The organism is Streptomyces sp. NPDC001933, assembly GCF_042890955.1.
GTDB lineage: Bacteria > Actinomycetota > Actinomycetes > Streptomycetales > Streptomycetaceae > Streptomyces.
In genome coordinates, this window is record NZ_JBIASS010000001.1 from 356532 (window position 1) to 375446 (window position 18915).

Annotated in this window: 15 protein-coding genes; 12 read left to right on the top strand and 3 right to left on the bottom strand. The window is 73.1% G+C overall.

Annotation, left to right across the window (positions count from 1 at the left end; genetic code table 11):
- Positions 1 to 125 precede the first annotated feature (125 nt).
- Complete coding sequence (locus ACFYY7_RS01495) at positions 126 to 2051, top strand: ATP-binding SpoIIE family protein phosphatase (RefSeq protein WP_351251788.1); 1926 nt, start codon at positions 126 to 128, stop codon at positions 2049 to 2051.
- 72 nt (positions 2052 to 2123) lie between these two features.
- Positions 2124 to 3365, top strand: a complete 1242-nt coding sequence (gene hemW, locus ACFYY7_RS01500) for a radical SAM family heme chaperone HemW (protein WP_388655659.1) — start codon at positions 2124 to 2126, stop codon at positions 3363 to 3365.
- Between the two features lie 118 nt (positions 3366 to 3483).
- On the opposite strand, the gene ACFYY7_RS01505 is transcribed toward hemW, so the two are convergent.
- Both ACFYY7_RS01505 and ACFYY7_RS01510 read right to left on the bottom strand, forming a co-directional pair.
- Positions 3484 to 4320 (bottom strand): DUF3097 domain-containing protein, encoded by an 837-nt coding sequence (locus ACFYY7_RS01505; protein ID WP_388655661.1) that lies wholly within the window; start codon positions 4318 to 4320, stop codon positions 3484 to 3486.
- A gap of 32 nt (positions 4321 to 4352) precedes the next feature.
- The gene (locus ACFYY7_RS01510) at positions 4353 to 5075 is read right to left on the bottom strand and encodes an MBL fold metallo-hydrolase (protein WP_388655663.1); all 723 of its coding nucleotides are present in this window, start codon (positions 5073 to 5075) and stop codon (positions 4353 to 4355) included.
- 199 nt (positions 5076 to 5274) lie between these two features.
- Between ACFYY7_RS01510 and hrcA the strand changes: the two genes are divergently transcribed.
- The 9 genes from hrcA (at position 5275) to ACFYY7_RS01555 (ending at position 16085) form a co-directional block, all read left to right on the top strand.
- Positions 5275 to 6291 (top strand): heat-inducible transcriptional repressor HrcA, encoded by a 1017-nt coding sequence (gene hrcA, locus ACFYY7_RS01515; protein ID WP_266733116.1) that lies wholly within the window; start codon positions 5275 to 5277, stop codon positions 6289 to 6291.
- Positions 6292 to 7428 (top strand): molecular chaperone DnaJ, encoded by a 1137-nt coding sequence (gene dnaJ, locus ACFYY7_RS01520; protein WP_376417895.1) that lies wholly within the window; start codon positions 6292 to 6294, stop codon positions 7426 to 7428.
- 281 nt (positions 7429 to 7709) lie between these two features.
- Positions 7710 to 8783 (top strand): nitronate monooxygenase, encoded by a 1074-nt coding sequence (locus ACFYY7_RS01525; RefSeq protein ID WP_388655665.1) that lies wholly within the window; start codon positions 7710 to 7712, stop codon positions 8781 to 8783.
- Positions 8780 to 9526 (top strand): 16S rRNA (uracil(1498)-N(3))-methyltransferase, encoded by a 747-nt coding sequence (locus ACFYY7_RS01530; protein WP_388655667.1) that lies wholly within the window; start codon positions 8780 to 8782, stop codon positions 9524 to 9526. The genes ACFYY7_RS01525 and ACFYY7_RS01530 overlap by 4 nt, the downstream gene beginning before the upstream one ends.
- A 142-nt stretch (positions 9527 to 9668) precedes the next feature.
- Positions 9669 to 10202, top strand: a complete 534-nt coding sequence (locus tag ACFYY7_RS01535) for a hypothetical protein (protein WP_388655669.1) — start codon at positions 9669 to 9671, stop codon at positions 10200 to 10202.
- Positions 10203 to 10282: 80 nt separating this feature from the next.
- Positions 10283 to 13507: a PDZ domain-containing protein gene (locus ACFYY7_RS01540; RefSeq protein ID WP_388655671.1), complete on the top strand. Its 3225-nt coding sequence runs from the start codon at positions 10283 to 10285 to the stop codon at positions 13505 to 13507.
- A gap of 239 nt (positions 13508 to 13746) precedes the next feature.
- Positions 13747 to 14106 carry a histidine triad nucleotide-binding protein gene (locus ACFYY7_RS01545; protein WP_388655673.1) on the top strand — a complete coding sequence of 120 codons (360 nt, stop codon included), beginning with the start codon at positions 13747 to 13749 and terminating at the stop codon, positions 14104 to 14106.
- Between the two features lie 18 nt (positions 14107 to 14124).
- Complete coding sequence (locus tag ACFYY7_RS01550; RefSeq protein WP_388655675.1) at positions 14125 to 15033, top strand: ribonuclease Z; 909 nt, start codon at positions 14125 to 14127, stop codon at positions 15031 to 15033.
- A gap of 59 nt (positions 15034 to 15092) precedes the next feature.
- Entirely contained in the window at positions 15093 to 16085 is a 993-nt protein-coding gene (locus ACFYY7_RS01555) for an adenosine deaminase (RefSeq protein WP_388655677.1), read from the top strand.
- Here the strand turns inward: ACFYY7_RS01555 and ACFYY7_RS01560 are convergent.
- A complete protein-coding gene (locus tag ACFYY7_RS01560) occupies positions 16049 to 17404 on the bottom strand; it encodes an MFS transporter (RefSeq protein WP_388655679.1) in 1356 nt (451 codons plus the stop codon). The genes ACFYY7_RS01555 and ACFYY7_RS01560 overlap by 37 nt on opposite strands.
- Before the next feature lie 368 nt (positions 17405 to 17772).
- On the opposite strand from ACFYY7_RS01560, the gene ACFYY7_RS01565 reads away from it, so the two are divergent.
- Positions 17773 to 18879, top strand: coding sequence for a carbohydrate kinase family protein (locus ACFYY7_RS01565; protein WP_388657074.1), 1107 nt, complete (start codon positions 17773 to 17775; stop codon positions 18877 to 18879).
- Positions 18880 to 18915 lie beyond the last annotated feature (36 nt).

The window sequence follows — 18915 nt, forward strand, 5'->3', positions numbered from 1 at the left end:
TTATGGGCATGGTCCATCTGTCACTCTGTCGGTGTCGTCAGCGCCGCCCAACGAGAACAGACAGACAGCAACGAGAACAGACAGAGCGAGAACAGGTCAGGAGCTGCACCGTGGGGCCCATTCCCTTGCAGCGGGACATCGTTCAGCGTCCCGGTGATCCCGCAGGCCGTGCGGACGCACGGCCGGTCGCCCATACGTCCCTGCCCGGGAACCTCCTCGCACCCTCCGCCGCCCGCAGGTTCGTCCGGGCCGCGCTCGGCGAGTGGACCGGGCTCGGACTGCCCGCGGCCGTGGGGTTCAGCGAGCGCGTGGCCGAGGACGCGGAAGTCGTCGTCAGCGAGCTGGTCACCAACGCGGTCGTGCACGCCGGGACCAACGTGGAGGTGCTCGCCCGGCTGGAGGAGGCCGCGGAGGACGAGGTCGCGGCCCTGGTGCTGGAGGTCTCGGACCACCACCCGGCCCGCGCCGTACGCAGCGACCGCCCGGAGTCCGGGAGCGCCGCCGACGCCGCGGAGGGCACCAGCCTCGTCGGCCCCGACGAGCCCGCCGAGTACGGTCGCGGGCTCCAGCTCGTCGGCACCCTCGCCGAACGCTGGGGCATCACCTACCGCACCGGCCTCAAGACCGTCTGGGCCAGGCTCCCCGTGGACGACTGGAACCCCTTCCCGGAACCGGCGGCCGAGCCCGGGTTCCAGCAGGGGCTGCGCGCCGCCGAGCTGCTCGCCCCCACCGCCCGCCGCGCGCTGCGCGACGACGCGGACTGGGCCGGCCGCGGCGCGCTCTCCTTCCTCGCCGAGGCCTCGGACCTGCTCGCAGGCCAGCTCGACGAGGACATCGTGGCAGCGCTCTCCGGACAGTTACTGGTGCCCAGGCTGGCCGACTGGTGCGCGATCTGGCTGGAACCCGAGAACGGCGGCCCCTCCGCCGTACCCCGGCTCGCCAGCATCTGGCACCGGGACGAGGCCGAGACCGGGCAGCTGCGCACCCTGCTGGAACAGGACCCGATCCGGCTCCCCGAGCGGGTCGGCACCGGGCCCGTCTCCATGCCGTGGCCCGGCGGCGAGGAGGAGGGCGCGAAGGCCGACGAACCCGCCGCGTCCGCCCTCGCCTACCGGATCACCTCCGGCGGCCGGACGCTCGGCGCCGTACTCCTCGGCCGGGAGGGCCTCGCCCGCGTCCCCGACGAGGTGACCGCGCTCATCGAGGACTTCGTACGCCGCGTCGGCCTCGCCGTGGGCGCCGCCCGCGAGTACACCCGGCAGGCCACCATCAGCCGCATCCTGCAGCGTGCCCTGCTGCCCGGCAAGGTCGCCGACATACCGGGGGTCACCAGCTCGCTGGTGTACGAACCCAGCGACGACGGCGTCGTCGGCGGTGACTTCTACGACATCTTCCCGTGCCCCGGCGACCGCTGGTGCTTCGTGCTGGGCGATGTGCAGGGCAGCGGCCCCGAGGCCGCCGTCGTCACCGGCCTCGCCCGCCCCTGGCTGCGGCTGCTGGCCCGCGAGGGCTTCGGCGTCGGCGAGGTCCTGGACCGGCTCAACCGGCTGCTCCTCGACGACGCGATGGAGGCCGCCGAGGCCGCCGCGCTCATGGTGGCCGCCGCCGGCGGCCAGCAGACCCCGGACACCGGGCAGTCCCGCTTCCTGTCCCTGCTGTACGGAGAGCTCGTACCGCTGCCCGGCGGCGGCGTGCGCTGCACCCTGGCCAGCGCCGGCCACCCGCTGCCGCTGCTGCTGCGGCCCGACGGCGAGGTGCGCCCGGCCGCCGAGCCGCAGATGCTGCTCGGGATCTTCGACGACGTCGCGTACGAGAGCCAGAGCTTCGAGCTGGCGCCCGGCGACAGCCTGCTGTGCGTCACGGACGGGGTGACGGAGCGGCGCTGCGGGCCGCTGATGTTCGACGACGGGGACGGACTGTCCCAGGCGCTGGCCGGCTGCACCGGGCTGTCGGCGGACGGGATCGCGGACCGGATCAAGCGGGCGGTGCACGAATTCGCCGAGCGGCCGCCCGACGACGACCTGGCGCTGCTGGTGCTCCAGGCGGGGTGAGGACGCGTGGCCGGGGCCGGGCGGCCTCCGTGATCATGGGCGTGGCCGGGGGTTCTCCGGCGGCGAGCGACAATGGGCGGTATGCCTTCCGTACTGCCCGATGGTGAACCCGTACCCGACGACGGGGCGCTGCCCCGCCATGCCCTGGAAGGCGCCGCCGGCCGGCCGCTCGGCTTCTACCTGCACGTGCCGTACTGCGCGACCCGCTGCGGCTACTGCGACTTCAACACCTACACCGCCACCGAGCTGCGCGGCTCCGGCGGCGCGCTGGCCTCCAGGGACAACTACGCCGAGCATCTGATCGGCGAGGTCCGCCAGGCCCGCAAGGTCCTCGGCGACGACCCGCGCCCGGTCCGCACGGTCTTCGTCGGCGGCGGCACGCCGACCCTGCTGGCCGCCGCGGACCTGGTCCGGATGCTGGGGGCGATCCGGGACGAGTTCGGGCTCGCGGACGACGCCGAGATCACCACCGAGGCCAATCCGGAGTCCGTCTCCCCGGCGTACCTCGCCGAACTGCGCGAGGGCGGCTTCAACCGGATCTCCTTCGGGATGCAGAGCGCCCGGCAGCACGTGCTGAAGATCCTGGACCGTACGCATACGCCGGGGCGGCCCGAGGCCTGTGTCGCCGAGGCCCGGGAGGCGGGCTTCGAGCACGTCAACCTCGACCTGATCTACGGCACGCCCGGGGAGTCCGACGACGACTGGCGGGCCTCGCTGGACGCGGCGATCGGGGCGGGGCCGGACCATGTGTCGGCGTACGCGCTGATCGTCGAGGAGGGCACCCAGCTGGCCCGCCGGATCCGGCGCGGCGAGATCCCGATGACCGACGACGACGCCCACGCGGACCGGTACCTGATCGCGGACGAGGCGATGACCGCGGCGGGCTTCTCCTGGTACGAGGTGTCGAACTGGGCCCGCACGCCCGAGGGCCGCTGCCTGCACAACGAGCTGTACTGGCGCGGGGCCGACTGGTGGGGCGCCGGGCCCGGGGCGCACAGCCACGTCGGCGGGGTGCGCTGGTGGAACGTGAAGCACCCGGGCGCGTACGCGCAGGCGCTGGCCGAGGGGCGGTCGCCGGGGGCCGGGCGCGAGATCCTCTCCGAGGAGGACCGGCGGGTCGAGCGGATCCTGCTGGAGCTCCGGCTCCAGGACGGGTGCCCGCTCGACATCCTGGCCCCGGCCGGACTGGCCGCTTCCCGCCGTGCGCTGGCGGACGGGCTCCTGGAGTCCGGGCCGTACGAGCGGGGGCGGGCGGTGCTGACCCTGCGGGGGCGGCTGCTGGCGGACGCGGTGGTGCGGGACCTGGTGGACTGAGGGTGGCGCGGGGCGCGAGCGCGGGGTGCGGTGCGGCTGCGGGTGCGCCTGCGGCGGACTTGCTCCCCTGCCCCGCCCCCTCCCGCAACCAGGGGCTCCGTCCCCGGACCCCCGCTCCTCAACCGCCGGAGGGGCTTGAAGCCGGGGCCGTCACGAAGTCGATCAGGTGCTCCACCGAGCCCAGCAGGGACGGCTCCAGGTCGCGGTAGGAGTGCACCCTGGACAGGATGTGCTGCCAGGCCGCGCCGGTGTTCTCCGGCCAGCCGAGCGCACGGCACACGCCCGTCTTCCAGTCCTGGCCGCGAGGGACCACCGGCCAGGCCGCGATGCCCACGGAGGACGGCTTCACCGCCTCCCACACGTCGATGTAGGGGTGGCCGACCACCAGCACGTTCCCGTCCGTGACCTGGTCGGCGATCCGGGACTCCTTGGAGCCGGGGACCAGGTGGTCGACCAGGACGCCCAGCCTGGCGTCCGGGCCGGGGGAGAACTCCCGCACGACGGCGGGAAGGTCGTCGATGCCCTCCAGGTACTCGACGACCACGCCCTCGATCCGCAGATCGTCGCCCCAGACCCGCTCGACCAGCTCCGCGTCGTGCCGGCCCTCCACATAGATCCGGCCCGCCCGCGCGACCCTGGCGCGCGCCCCGGGCACCGCGACCGAACCGGAGGCCGTCCGCGCGGGGCGCACCGGAGCGGCGGCCGAGGGGCGTACGAGGGTGACGACCCGGCCCTCCAGCAGGAAGCCGCGCGGCTCCATCGGGAACACCCGGTGCTTGCCGAAGCGGTCCTCCAGGGTCACCGTCGGGCCCTGGGCCGTCTTCTCGCAGCGGATCACCGCGCCGCAGAATCCGGTGGCGACCTCCTCCACGACCAGGTCGGCTTCGGCGGGGACCTCGGGAACGGGGGCGGACCTCTTCCACGGCGGGGTCAGGTCCGGCTGGTAGCTGCGCATCGGACGACGATAGGACGACTTGGCCCCGGGGATCACGACACGCCGAAGCGCATGGCCAGTTGTTCGCGCTGGTCGCGTACGAACGCCGCGTCCACCACCGCCCCGTGCCCCGGCACGTACACCGCGTCCTCGCCGCCCAGCGCCAGCAGCCGGTCCAGGGAGGCCGGCCAGCGGGCGGGGAAGGCGTCCCGGCCCGCCTGCGGTTCGCCGGACTCCTCGACCAGGTCGCCGCAGAGCACGATCGCGGGGGAGCCGGGGACGACCACCACCAGGTCGTGGCCGCTGTGCGCGGGGCCCACGTCGGCCAGCAGCACCTCGCGTCCGCCGCCCAGATCGAGCGTCCACTCGCCGCACACCTCGTGCTGCGGCGCGACCAGCGCGTCGACGGCCTCCGCCGCGTCGTGCTCCTCGACCCCGTGGCGCACGGCCGAGGTGTGCAGCTCGTCCTTCGCGTGCTTCAGCAGCTCGGCCATGCCGACCGCCCCGTACACCTGGGCGCCGGAGAACGCGGCGGTGCCCAGCACATGGTCGAAATGGGGATGGCTGAGTGCGATATGCGTCACCCTCCGGCTGAGCAGGGCCTGTGCCTGGGACCGCACCTCGGCGCCCTCGCGGAGCGTCGATCCGGTGTCGTAGAGGAGCACTCCGTCCGTTCCGGCCACCAGTGCGACCGTCGCGTCCCACCCGGGAAGGCGCCTCCGGCCCACTCCGTGACCGAGTCGCTCCCAGCCGAACTCTTCCCAAGAGGCATCCATACCGTGACGCTATCCGCAAACCACCTGCGAGGTCGCGAGGTAGCGTGGCCGGTCGCCCTTGCTAGGTCCCCACTCGGCCGCCGTACACTGGCCGGGGGGTTGCTGGCACTCGCGTTGACAGAGTGCCAGGCGGATTCCTGGGCAGAGAAACAGGAACGACCCGAGAACCAACGAGGAAACACAGCTGGAGGTGTGCGCGATGCTCAGCGAACGCAGACTCGAAGTGCTGCGCGCCATCGTCCAGGACTATGTCGGCACGGAGGAGCCCGTCGGCTCCAAGGCGCTCACCGAGCGGCACAAGCTGGGGGTCTCCCCGGCGACCGTCCGCAACGACATGGCGGTGCTGGAGGACGAGGGCTTCATCGCCCAGCCCCACACCAGCGCGGGACGCATCCCGACGGACAAGGGCTACCGGCTCTTCGTCGACAAGCTCGCGGGGGTCAAGCCCCTCTCGACGCCGGAACGTCGCGCCATTCACAATTTCCTCGACGGCGCGGTCGACCTCGACGACGTCGTGGGCCGCACCGTACGGCTGCTCGCGCAGCTGACCCGGCAGGTCGCCATCGTGCAGTACCCCTCGCTGACCCGTTCGACGGTGCGGCACGTGGAACTGCTCTCCCTGGCACCCGCCCGGCTGATGCTCGTGCTCATCACGGACACCGGCCGGGTCGAACAGCGCATGATCGACTGCCCAGCCCCGTTCGGCGAGACCTCTCTCGCCGATCTGCGGGCCCGGCTCAACAGCCGGGTCGTCGGACGCCGCTTCGCGGACGTCCCGCAGCTGGTGCAGGACCTGCCGGAATCCTTCGAGAGCGAGGACCGGGGAACCGTGTCCACCGTGCTCTCCACCCTGCTCGAAACCCTCGTCGAGGAGACGGAGGAGCGGCTGATGATCGGCGGCACCTCCAACCTCACCCGCTTCGGGCACGACTTCCCGGTGATGATCCGGCCGGTGCTGGAGGCACTGGAGGAGCAGGTCGTGCTGCTGAAGCTGCTCGGCGAGGCCAAGGACTCGGGCATGACCGTACGTATCGGGCACGAGAACGCCCACGAGGGGCTCAACTCCACGTCCGTCGTCGCGGTCGGCTACGGTTCGGGCGACGAGGCAGTCGCCAAACTCGGCGTGGTCGGACCGACCCGCATGGACTACCCCGGAACGATGGGAGCGGTACGCGCAGTGGCACGTTACGTCGGACAGATCCTGGCGGAGTCGTAAGTGGCCACGGACTACTACGCCGTACTCGGCGTGCGCCGCGACGCATCTCAGGACGAGATCAAGAAGGCATTCCGGCGGCTCGCCCGCGAGCTGCACCCGGATGTGAACCCCGATCCGAAGACCCAGGAGCGGTTCAAGGAGATCAACGCCGCCTACGAGGTGCTGTCGGACCCGCAGAAGAAGCAGGTCTACGACCTCGGCGGCGACCCGCTGTCCGCCTCCGGCGGCGGTGGCGCGGGCGGATTCGGACAGGGCGGCTTCGGCAACTTCTCCGACATCATGGACGCGTTCTTCGGCACGTCGTCGCAGCGCGGACCCCGTTCGCGCACCCGGCGCGGCCAGGACGCGATGATCCGTCTGGAGATCGATCTCGCCGAGGCGGCGTTCGGCACCACCAAGGACATCCAGGTCGACACGGCCGTCGTCTGTACGACGTGCAGCGGTGAGGGCGCCGCCCCCGGCACCTCCGCCCAGACCTGTGACATGTGCCGCGGCCGCGGCGAGGTCTCCCAGGTCACCCGGTCCTTCCTCGGCCAGGTCATGACCTCGCGGCCCTGCCCGCAGTGCCAGGGCTTCGGCACGGTCGTGCCGACCCCGTGCCCGGAGTGCGCCGGCGACGGCCGCATCCGCTCGCGGCGCACGCTCACCGTGAAGATCCCCGCCGGTGTCGACAACGGCACCCGCATCCAGCTCGCGGGCGAGGGCGAGGTCGGCCCCGGCGGCGGCCCGGCCGGCGATCTGTACGTGGAGATCCACGAGCTCTCGCACTCGGTGTTCCAGCGCCGCGGCGACGACCTGCACTGCACGGTCACCATCCCCATGACGGCGGGCGCGCTCGGCACCAAGGTGCCGCTGGAGACGCTCGACGGCCTGGAGGAGGTCGACATCCGGCCGGGCACCCAGTCCGGCCAGTCGGTGCCGCTGCACGGCCGCGGCATCACGCATCTGCGGGGCGGCGGGCGCGGCGACCTGATCGTGCACGTCGAGGTGATGACCCCGACGAAGCTGGACCCGGAGCAGGAGCGGCTGCTGCGCGACCTGGCGAAGGTGCGCGGCGAGGAGCGGCCCACCGGCCAGTTCCAGCCCGGCCAGCAGGGGCTGTTCTCCCGGCTGAAGGACGCCTTCAACGGCCGCTGACCGGCCAACGGCGGCTGATGACCGGCCCGCACACCGTTTCCGGACGCCGGACGGACCCGCTCGGCGGGCCTGTCCGGCGTTCGCGTGCGGGCCTGTCGGTGTCCGCGCACGAACCTGTCCGGCGTTCGCGTATGAACCCGCCCGTTGTTCGCGTACGGACCTGTCGGGTGTTCGCGTATGAACCCGTCCGGCATTCGCGTACGGACCTTGTCCGGCGTTCAGTACAAAGCGGACCCCGTCCCGCGCGCCCCGAGCCGGGCGGGACGTGACACGATGCGGTCATGTCATCCGCGTTGACCGATCTCTGCCGGTATCCGATCGTGCAGGCCCCGATGGCGGGGGGCGCATCCTGTCCGCAGCTCGTCGCCGCCGTCTGTGAGGCGGGCGGGCTCGGTTTCCTCGCCGCCGGGTACAAGACGGCGGACGGCATGTACAACGAGATCAAGCAGCTGCGCGGGCTGACCGGTCAGCCCTTCGGCGTCAATCTCTTCATGCCGCAGCCGGCGCTCGCCGACCCGAGCGCCGTCGAGGTGTACCGGCACCAGCTCGCGGGCGAGGCCGCCTGGTACGAGACCCCGCTCGGTGATCCGGACTCCGGCGGCGACGACAACTACGAAGCCAAGATCGCCATCCTCCTGGAGGACCCGGTCCCGGTCGTCTCGTTCACCTTCGGCTGCCCGACCCGCGACACCCTCGACGCGTTCGCCGGCGTCGGCACGTACACCGTCGTGACGGTCACCACGCCCGAGGAGGCCCAGACCGCCCAGTGGGCGGGCGCCGACGCGGTCTGCGTCCAGGGCGTCGAGGCGGGCGGCCACCAGTCCACCCACCGCGACGACCCGCAGACCGACGGCGCCGGAATCGGGCTGCTCTCACTGGTGTCCCAGGTCCGCGAGACCGTGCAGATACCGATCGTCGCCACCGGCGGGCTGATGCGCGGCTCCCAGATCGCCGCGGTGCTCGCCGCGGGCGCGGAGGCGGCGCAGCTCGGCACGGCGTTCCTCATCTGCCCCGAGTCCGGGGCGAGCCCGCTGCACAAGCAGGCCCTGACCAACCCGCTGTTCGTACGGACCGCCCTGACCCGGGCGTTCTCCGGCCGTCCGGCCCGCGGCCTGGTCAACCGGTTCATGCGCGAGCACGGCCCGTACGCCCCCGCCGCCTACCCGCAGGTCCACTATCTGACCGCAGGGCTGCGCAAGGCGGCGGCGAAGGCCGGGGACGCGCAGGGCATGGCCCTGTGGGCGGGGCAGGGACACCGGATGGCACGCGAGCTGCCGGCCGGCCGGCTGGTCAGGCTGCTCGCCGAAGAACTGGACGCCGCACGGACGGCAGTGAGCACAAGGAGTACGCAGTGACCGCACCGGTCTTCGTCGTCGAACAGGTCCCCGGCGGGCCCGAGTTCGTCCTGGAGGGGCCCGAGGGCCGGCACGCCGTGTCGGTCAAGCGGCTGCACGCCGGTGAGGACGTCGTGCTCACCGACGGGCGCGGCCACTGGACGGAAGGCGTCGTCCTGGCCGCCGAGGGCAAGGACCGGCTCGTCCTCACCGGTCTGACCGGGATCCGGGAGGAGCCCCGGCCCGCTCCCCGCATCACCGTCGTCCAGGCCCTGCCCAAGGGCGACCGCGGCGAGGTCGCCGTGGAGACGATGACGGAGACCGGGGCCGACGCGATCGTGCCCTGGCAGGCGTCGCGCTGCATCACGCAGTGGAAGGGCGACCGCGGCCTCAAGTCCCTCGCGAAATGGCGCAACACCGCCCGGGAAGCGGGCAAGCAGTCCCGCCGGGTGCGCTTCCCCGAGGTGGCCGACGCGATGACGACCAAGCAGGTCGCCGCGCTGCTGGCCGCGGCGGACTTCGCCGCCGTCCTGCACGAGGACCGGGAGCACGACAGCGAACCGCTGGCCACCGTCCCGCTCCCCGAACAGGGCGAGATCGTGCTCGTCGTGGGTCCCGAGGGCGGGGTGTCGCCGCAGGAGCTGGCGGCGTTCGCCGTAGCGGGTGCCAGGACCTGCCGGCTCGGCGCGAGCGTGCTGCGCACCTCCACGGCGGGCACGGCGGCGACCGCACTGCTGCTGGGGCGCACCGGCCGCTGGTCGTGAGGCCGTTGCGCGCTCCGTCGTGAGGCCGGAGTACGCCCCGTTGTGAGCCTGCCGCGCGCCCCGTCGCGTGCGCCGGAGCCGCTCGCGGTTTTGGCCGCAAGCCGTCTACCGCTTCGCGAGCGAACGGTGGGAAGCTGCCCGTATGGGGACATCAAGGGCATGGGGTCAGGGAAGAGAACGGCGCTTTCTGGCCGCGTCCGCACTCGTGGTCGCGGCGGTCGCGGGAGCTGCCGCCTGTGACCCCCAGGGCGGGCTGAACTCCGCTTCCATCGCCGTGACCACCGACCGGGTCGGCACCGGCGCACTGGAAAGCAACGGGGTCGACGTGCAGTGGCTGAACTGCATCGCCGGTGTCGACGGGTACCCGGCCGGGGGCGTACAGCCCTCCGCGTCCGCGCGCCGGATCGCGGACGTCGACTGCACCGGCAAGACCGGGCAGGGCGAGCCCATCACCCTCACCGGCAAGGTGACCCAGGAGCTCGGCGGGCGCTGCGTGCGCGGGGACCTGACCGCGAAGACGGGCGGGAAGGCCGTTTTCCGGGCGGATGTGCTCGGCAACTGCGACGCCGCCCCGTCGACCGCCGTGGTGAATCCGCCGCCGGCCGGCGGCGGCCAGGGCCTGAGGCCGGTGGTCACCGTCACGGTGACGGTGACCGAGACACCCATGGGCAAGTGATCCGGCCCGCCCCTCGGCGGCCCGTCGAACTCCGGCCAACCCGCTTACGCGGAGCGGAACCGCGACCTAGGGTGACCGGTGTGACGCAGTCTGCCTACCTCCGATACCCCCATGTCCAGGGCGATTCGATCGCCTTCACCGCCGAGGACGATGTCTGGCTGGCGCCGCTGGACGGCGGCCGAGCCTGGCGCGTCTGTGCCGACAACCGGCCGGTCGCCGGCCCCCGGATATCGCCCGACGGAACCCGGGTCGCCTGGACGTCCACCAGGGACGGGGCCCCCGAGGTGCACATCGCACCGGCCGACGGCGGCCCCTCCCAGCGGCTCACCCACTGGGGCGACGCCCGGACCGCCGTGCACGGCTGGACGCCCGAGGGCGAGGTGCTGGTCATCAGCGCCCAGGGGCAGGCCTCGTTCCGGCGCACCTGGGCCAGGGCCGTGCCGGTCGACGGCGGACCCGCCCGGACCCTGCCGTACGGGCCGGTCGGGTCGCTCGCGTACGGGCCCGGCGGCCGGGTCCTGCTGCTCTCGGTCACCATGGGGCGCGAGGCCGCCGCCTGGAAGCGCTACCGGGGCGGCACGGCGGGCAAGCTGTGGATCGAGCAGGAGTCCCCGGAGGACGGCCCGGCGGAGTTCGTACGGCTCCACGCCGACCTCGACGGGAACATCGAATGCCCGATGTGGGTGGGCGGGCGCGTCGCCTTCCTCTCCGACCACGAAGGCGTCGGCGCGCTCTACTCCTCGCTCCCCGACGGCTCCGATCTGCGCCGCCACACCGGCATCGAGGGCTTCTACGCCCGCCACGCGTCCACCGACGGCACCCGCGTCGTCTACGCCTCGGCCGGTGAACTCTGGCTGCTGGACGACCTGGAGGGCGACGGGCCCCGCCGCATCGACATCCGGCTCGGCGGGCAGCGCGCCGACCTCCAGCCGCACCCCGTGCACGCCGGCAGCCATCTCGACTCCGCGTCCCCGGACCGCACCGGCCGCGGCAGCGCCGTCGGGACGCGCGGCGCCGTCCACTGGGTCACCCACAGCGAGGGCCCGGCCCGCGCGCTCGCCGTCGAGCCGGGCGTACGCGCCAGACTGCCCCGCGCCTTCCAGGCCGACGGCGACCAGCACGTCGTCTGGGTCACCGACGCCGAGGGCGACGACGCCCTGGAGTGCGCACCCGCCACCGGAACCGCCCCCGGCGCCGTACCGCGCCGCCTCGCCGCAGGCCGTATCGGCCGGGTCCTCGAACTGGCCCCGGCCCCCGACGGCAGCCGGTTCGCCGTCGCCGCGCACGACGGGCGGATCCTGATCGTCGAGCGGGAGAGCGGCGAGGTCCACGAGGTGGACCGCAGCGAGCACGGCGACGCCTCCGGCCTCGTCTTCTCGCCCGACTCCTCCTGGCTCGCCTGGTCCCACCCCGGGCCCGAGCCGCTCAGCCAGCTCAAGCTCGCCCACCTCGCCGACCTCTCGGTCACCGAGGCCACCCCGCTGCGCTTCCGGGACTTCGCCCCCGCGTTCACCGGCGACGGCAAGCACCTGGCCTTCCTCTCCGAGCGCTCCTTCGACCCGGTCTACGACGCCCATGTCTTCGACCTGGCGTTCATCGGCGCCTGCCGCCCGCACCTGCTGACGCTCGCCGCCACCACGCCCTCCCCGTTCGGGCCGCAGCGCCACGGCCGCCCGACCGAGAAGAGCGGCGGCGAGGGCGACCAGGACAACCCGACCGCGCTCCCCGTCACCAGGATCGACCTCGAAGGACTCGCGGACCGGATCGTGCCGCTGCCCGTCGAGGCCGCCAACTACTCCACGCTGCATGCCGCGAAGGACGGGCTGCTGTGGCTGAGCCACCCGGTGACCGGGGTGCTCGGCACCAGCGGGCCCACCCCCGACTCCCGGCGGCCCGAGACGGTCCTGGAGCGGTACGACCTGGAGAAGCTGCGCTGCGAGGAACTGGCCTCCGGAGTCAGGGACTTCGCGGTCAGCGGGGACGGCAAGCGGGTGGTCATGCAGACCCGGGGCAAGCTGCGCGCCGTGCCGTCCGACAGCCGTGTCGCCGCCGATGACGACGACGGCGGCGTCACCGTCGACCTCTCCCGGATCCGGCGGACCCTCGAACCGGCCGCCGAATGGCGCCAGATGTACAACGAGGCCGGGCGCATCATGCGGGACAACTACTGGCGCCCCGACATGGGCGGCCTCGACTGGGACGGGGTCCTGGACCGCTACCGCCCGGTGCTGGAGCGGGTCGCCACCCACGACGACCTGATGGACCTGCTCTGGGAGGTGCAGGGGGAGCTCGGCACCTCGCACGCCTATGTGCGGCCGTCCGGCGGATGGGGCGACGAATCGACCCGGCAGGGGCTGCTCGGCGCGGACATCTCCCGTACGGATGAAGGCAGTTGGCGGATCGACCGGGTCCTGCCGTCCGAGACCTCCGACCCGGAGGCCCGCTCCCCGCTCGCCGCGCCCGGCGTGGCGGTACGCGCCGGGGACGCGATCATCGCCGTCGACGGCCGCCCGGTCGACCCGGTGACCGGGCCCGGACCGCTGCTCGTCGGCTCGGCGGACAAGCCGGTCGAGCTGACCGTCTCGCCGGTGGACGGCGGCAACGCCCGCCATGTCGTCGTCGTACCGGTCGCCGACGAGGAGGCGCTGCGCTACCACGACTGGGTCGCCGACCGGCGGGCCTACGTGCACGAGCACTCCGGCGGCCGCCTCGGCTACCTCCATGTCCCGGACATGGTCGGCGCGGGCTGGGCGCAGCTCCACCGGGACCTGCGGGTCGAGGTGGCCCGCGAGGGGCTGGTCGTGGACGTACGGGAGAACCGCGGCGGCCACACCTCGCAGCTGATCGTGGAGAAGCTCGCCCGCCGTGTCATCGGCTGGGACCTGCCGCGCGGCAGGCAGCCGTTCAGCTACCCGCTGGACGCGCCGCGCGGCCCGGTGGTCGCCGTGGCCAACGAATTCTCCGGCTCCGACGGCGACATCGTGAACGCCGCGATCAAGGCGCTGCGCATCGGCCCGGTCGTCGGCACCCGGACCTGGGGCGGCGTGGTCGGCATCGACAGCAAGTACCGGCTGGTGGACGGGACTCTGGTCACCCAGCCCAAGTTCGCGTTCTGGTTCGAGGGTTACGGCTGGGGCGTGGAGAACCACGGGGTCGATCCCGATGTCGAGGTCGTGGTGACACCGCAGGACTATGCGGCGGGGCGGGATCCGCAGTTGGACGAGGCGATCCGGATCGCGCTGGAGTCGCTGGCCGAGACGCCGGCGAAGCGGGCGCCGGGGCTGCCGGAACTGCCGGAGGCGTAGGGGGAGCGGGGCGGGTGCGGGTGGGGAGCGCCTGCGGCGGGCCCGTTGCCCCTGCCCGCCCCTTCCCGTAACCGGGGGCGCTGCCCCCGGACCCCCGCCCCTTCCCGTAACCGGGGGCGCTGCCCCCGGACCCCCGCTCCTCAATCGCCGGAGGGGCTGGATTTCGGGTTCCGGAGGGGCTGGATCGCTGGGCCGATACCATGCCGTACAACGATCATCACCTAGCGAGGAGCCACCCCATGGCGGGAGAACCGCAGCCCGACTGCCTGTTCTGCAAGATCGTCTCGGGTGAGATCCCGGCAACCATCGTCCGCGAGACCGAGACCACCGTCGCCTTCCGGGACATCAACCCGCAGGCCCCCACCCACGTTCTCGTCATCCCCCGCGTCCACCACCCGGACGCCGCCGCGCTCGCCGCCGCCGAGCCGGGCATCGCCGCCGACATACTGCGCGAGGCCGGACACGTCGCCGCCGACGAGAAGATCGTGGACACCGGTTACCGGGTCGTCTTCAACACCGGCTCCGGCGCCGGCCAGACCGTCTTCCACGCGCACGCCCACGTCCTGGGCGGCCGCGGACTGCAGTGGCCCCCCGGCTAGAACGGTCGATCGCACACCGTGTCCGTACGAGAACTCGTGGTCCTCGGCACCGCCAGCCAGGTCCCGACCAGACACCGCAACCACAACGGCTACCTGCTGCGCTGGGACGGCGAGGGCATCCTCTTCGACCCCGGTGAGGGCACCCAGCGCCAGATGCTGCGGGCCGGTGTCGCCGCGCACGACATCAACCGGATCTGCGTCACGCACTTCCACGGTGACCACTCGCTCGGCCTGGCCGGGGTGATCCAGCGGATCAACCTCGACCAGGTCCCGCACCCGGTCACCGCGCACTACCCGGCGAGCGGGCAGCACTTCTTCGAGCGGCTGCGGTACGCCACCGCCTACCGCGAGTCCGTCGAGCTGGCCGAGGCCCCGGTCGCCGCCGACGGGGTGCTCGCCACCACCGACACGTACACGCTCAGCACCCACCTGCTCTCGCACCCCGTCGAGTCGTACGGCTACCGGCTCGTCGAGCCCGACGGGCGGCGCATGCTGCCCGCGAAACTGGCCGAGCACGGCATCAAGGGGCCGGACGTCGGCCGGATCCAGCGCGAGGGCGCCATCGGCGGCGTCACGCTCGACGACGTCTCCGAGCGCAGGCGCGGCCAGCGGTTCGCGTTCATCATGGACACGAGGCTCTGCGACGGCGTGCAGGTGCTCGCCGAGGGCTGCGACCTGCTGGTCATCGAGTCGACCTTCCTCGACGAGGACGAACGGCTCGCCACCGACCACGGTCATCTGACCGCCGGCCAGGCGGCCCGGGTGGCCCGGGACGCGGGCGTGCGGCACCTCGTGCTGACGCACTTCTCGCAGCGCTACGACGACCCGGCAGTCTTCGTGGCCCAGGCCCGCGCCGCGGGGTTCGAGGGCGAACTGACCGTCGCCCGGGACCTCGACCGCGTTCCCGTGCCCAGCCGGCACCTCTGAACACATCAGCAGCGATTCAGCACCACACCAGCACCACCGTCTGTGAGCGTGAAAAACCCGTGCCCCTCCCCAAAGCCGAGCTCCACCTCCACATCGAAGGCACCCTCGAACCCGAGCTGGCCTTCGCGCTCGCCGCACGCAACGGCGTGGAGCTGCCGTACGCGGACACCGAAGCGCTGCGCACCGCCTACCTCTTCGACGACCTGCAGAGCTTCCTCGACCTGTACTACGCGCTGATGGCGGTGCTCCGGACCGAGCAGGACTTCGAGGAGCTCGCCGACGCGTACCTCGCCCGCGCCGCCGCCCAGGGCGTCCGGCACGCGGAGATCTTCTTCGACCCGCAGGCGCACACCGCCCGGGGCGTTTCGATCAGCACCGTCGTCGAGGGGCTCGGCCGGGCGCTGGACCGCAGCGAGGAGAGGCACGGCATCTCCACCCAGCTGATCATGTGCTTCCTGCGCGACGAGTCCGCCGACTCGGCGATGGCGACCCTGGAGGCGGCGATGCCGCATCTCCACCGGATCAGCGCTGTCGGCCTGGACTCGGCGGAGGTCGGCCATCCGCCCGTCAAGTTCCGCGAGGTGTACGAGGCGGCCGCGGCACTCGGGCTGCGCAAGGTCGCCCACGCCGGCGAGGAGGGCCCGCCCGAGTACATCCGGGAGGCGCTGGACGTCCTCGGGGTCGAGCGCATCGACCACGGGCTGCGCTGCATGGAGGACCCGGAGCTGGTGGAGCGGCTGGTCGCGGACCGGGTGCCGCTCACCCTCTGCCCGCTGTCCAACGTACGGCTGCGCGCCATCGACACCCTGGAGGAGCACCCGCTGCGGGCCATGATGGACGCCGGACTGCTCTGCACGGTGAACTCCGACGACCCCGCCTACTTCGGCGGATACGTCGGGGACACCTTCCACGCCGTCCACGAGGCGCTCGACCTGGACCAGGAGCGGCTGCGCACCCTGGCCCGCAACTCCTTCGAGGCGGCCTTCCTCGACCACGACGAGGAGCGCAGGGCGCGCTACCTGTCCGAGGTCGACGCGTACGCGTTCGACTGACCGGCTCCGCCCGCCGGGCCGGCCGTCCGGAACGCGGTCCGGACCGGGCGCCTGCGGCGCACCGGCAGGCTGATCTCCGTGACGGCCTGCTCGGGCGCGCCCAGCTTGGGTACGGCGCCGGGCACCGCTCCGGTGGTGACGGCGAGCAGCGCGGCCGGGGCGCCGCCCCTGCGGCGCACCGATCCCGGCACCAGCGGACGGCCGCCGGTGTGCAGGGCGACGGCCGTGACCGGGGCCGCGACCAGCAGCGTGACGGCGCCCAGGATCAGGCCCATGACCGGGTACCCGGCCTGCTCGGACAGCACACTGCCCAGTACCGGCCCGCAGGCCACCCCGACGGACGAGGCGGAGCCCGCGAGGACCGCCCAGCGGCCGCGTACGTCCAGGGAGGCGGCCAGGCCGATCAGGTACGACAGGACCACGGGGTAGACCGTGTTCCAGAGGATCTCGCCGGTCGCGAACTGGCCGAGGTTCCCGGCCGAGGAACTGAGCACGATGCTCGCCGCGATGATCACGGTGCCCATGCCGATCGGCACCGCCCGGCCGAGCCGGGCGCCCAGCATCCCGGCGCCCATCACCCCGAGCAGACCCGCACCGAGCGCGGCGGCGAACACCGCGCCGATGGTGACCTCGGAGAGGCCGACCTGGGACACCCCGATCCGGCTGCTGACACCCCACAGCGCGTTCTGCGCCATCGACCAGACGAGCATGCCGCCCGCGAGCACCAGACCGGAACGGCGGTGCGGCAGCCGGCCCGCGACCGGGGCGGCGGGTCCGGTGGGCGTGACGCCGCCGAGCCGTGCCGTGGCGGGCCAGACGAGCAGGGCGACCAGGGCGATCGAGGCGAACGGCAGCCGGTGGCCGCCGCCGAGGTGCGGGATCGTCAGATAGAGGGCGCCCGCCGTCGCGGAGACGCTGAGCAGCCCGAGCGACGAGGTCCGGTGCGGATCGCGCTGGGCGGCGATGCCCGCGGCGGCCACCGCGGTCGCCGTACCGGAACCGAGGCCGCCGATCATCGCGCCCATGACCACCAGCGGCACCGACCCGGCCAGGGCGGCGCAGCCGTACCCCACCGTGGCCAGCACCAGCCCGATCCGGGCAGGCCGCCGCGGCCCGTACGTCTCGACCCGGCCCGCCAGCGTGAACCCGGCGGTCGCCGAACTCAGCAGCAGGGCACTGCCGACCAGCCCCGCCTGCGCCGTACTGAGGCCGAGATAGACGGAGAGCCGCCCGACGATGGTGGGGAGCAGATAGGCGGCGAGGTAACCGGCGGTGAACACGGCGACCAGGGGCCACGCGGCGCGAGGGCGCGAGGACATGGGCGTTCCTGAAGACATGCCTGGGACGGCAGAGAAGGCAGGGGAGGGTGATGCGGAAAGGCAGGGGAGGGCAATGCGGGAAATACGGGGAATTCGGGCCACTCTTCGGTAACTGTCACCGACGGGGCTCGCGGGCCAATTTGTATCAACTGCGGCCAGTCGACCGAAAGCCACCCCAGTGTGATCTGGGTCACTTGCGCGTTTACCTTCCGGAGGTCCGGGTAGCAGCGCATGTTTATGCAGGTCGGGGACCGCATGTGAGGTGCCGGGCCCTTCGCGGCCGACGGCGCGCGCCCTCCGGTTACGGCGGTGAATCGGGCACACTGGCCGGATCTGCCACGACCGGGGAGTGCAAGGTGAGTACAGACATCCCAGCGGACATCCCAGGTATCGACCCACTGGGCGGGCTGCGCGCCCCGCAGGACCCGGCCTGCGACGTCTTCCTCACCGGCACGGTCTTCCTCGACATCATCTTCACCGGCCTCGACAGCGCCCCGGTGCGCGGCACCGAGTCCTGGGCGCGCGGCATGGGCTCCAGCCCCGGCGGGGTCGCCAACATGGCGACCGCCCTGGCGAGACTGGGGCTGCACACCTCGCTGGCCGCCGCGTTCGGCGACGACCACTACGGGGAGTACTGCTGGGACGCCCTGGAGCAGGGCGAGGGCATCGACCTGTCCATGTCGCACACCGTCCCCGGCTGGCACTCGCCGGTGACCGTCTCGATGGCGTACGAGGGCGAGCGGACGATGGTCTCGCACGGCCACGAGGCCCCCGGCCCCGCGGTCCCCACCGGGGAACAGGTGTTCCCGTGCTGCCCGCCGCGCGCGCGGGCCGCCGTCGCCTCGCTCGCCCCCGGCCGCAGCGAGCCCTGGGTGGCCACCGCGGCCCGCAACGGCGCCCGGATCTTCGCCGACGTCGGCTGGGACGAGACCGGCCGCTGGGACCTGGACGCCCTCACCGACCTGGAGCACTGCCAGGCCTTCCTGCCCAACGCGGAGGAGGCGATGCGCTACACCCGCACCGACTGCCCGCGCGCCGCCGCCCACGCCCTGGCCGAGCGCGTGCCGCTCGCCGTGGTCACCCTGGGCGCGGAGGGCGCCTACGCGGTGGACTCGGCGACCGGGGCGAGCGCCGAGGTGCCCGCGATCGAGGTCGAGGCGCTCGACCCGACCGGTGCGGGCGACGTCTTCGTCGCCGGTTTCGTCACCGGGACCCTGGCGGACTGGCCGCTGGCCGACCGGCTGGCCTTCGCCGGACTGACCGCCGCGCTCTCGGTCCAGGAGTTCGGCGGATCGCTGTCGGCGCCGGGCTGGGCGGAGATCGCCGCATGGTGGCAGCAGATCCGCACCGTCGCCGGCCAGGACCCGGCCGCGCTCCAGCGGTACGCCTTCCTGGACGAGCTGCTGCCTGCCGCCGCCCGGCCCTGGCCGCTGCGCCGGGCGGTCCCGACGATCGGCTTCCGTCACCCCGCCTGACCGAGGGGCGCACCACCGAGGGCAGGGGCGCACCAC

Coding starts and splice junctions, on each gene's coding strand:
- hemW (WP_388655659.1), top strand. CDS start 2,124: ATGGGCGGTATGCCTTCCGTACTGCCCGATGGTGAACCCGTACCCGAC.
- ACFYY7_RS01505 (WP_388655661.1), bottom strand. CDS start 4,320: ATGCGCAGCTACCAGCCGGACCTGACCCCGCCGTGGAAGAGGTCCGCC.
- ACFYY7_RS01510 (WP_388655663.1), bottom strand. CDS start 5,075: ATGGATGCCTCTTGGGAAGAGTTCGGCTGGGAGCGACTCGGTCACGGA.
- hrcA (WP_266733116.1), top strand. CDS start 5,275: ATGCTCAGCGAACGCAGACTCGAAGTGCTGCGCGCCATCGTCCAGGAC.
- ACFYY7_RS01525 (WP_388655665.1), top strand. CDS start 7,710: ATGTCATCCGCGTTGACCGATCTCTGCCGGTATCCGATCGTGCAGGCC.
- ACFYY7_RS01535 (WP_388655669.1), top strand. CDS start 9,669: ATGGGGACATCAAGGGCATGGGGTCAGGGAAGAGAACGGCGCTTTCTG.
- ACFYY7_RS01545 (WP_388655673.1), top strand. CDS start 13,747: ATGGCGGGAGAACCGCAGCCCGACTGCCTGTTCTGCAAGATCGTCTCG.
- ACFYY7_RS01560 (WP_388655679.1), bottom strand. CDS start 17,404: ATGTCCTCGCGCCCTCGCGCCGCGTGGCCCCTGGTCGCCGTGTTCACC.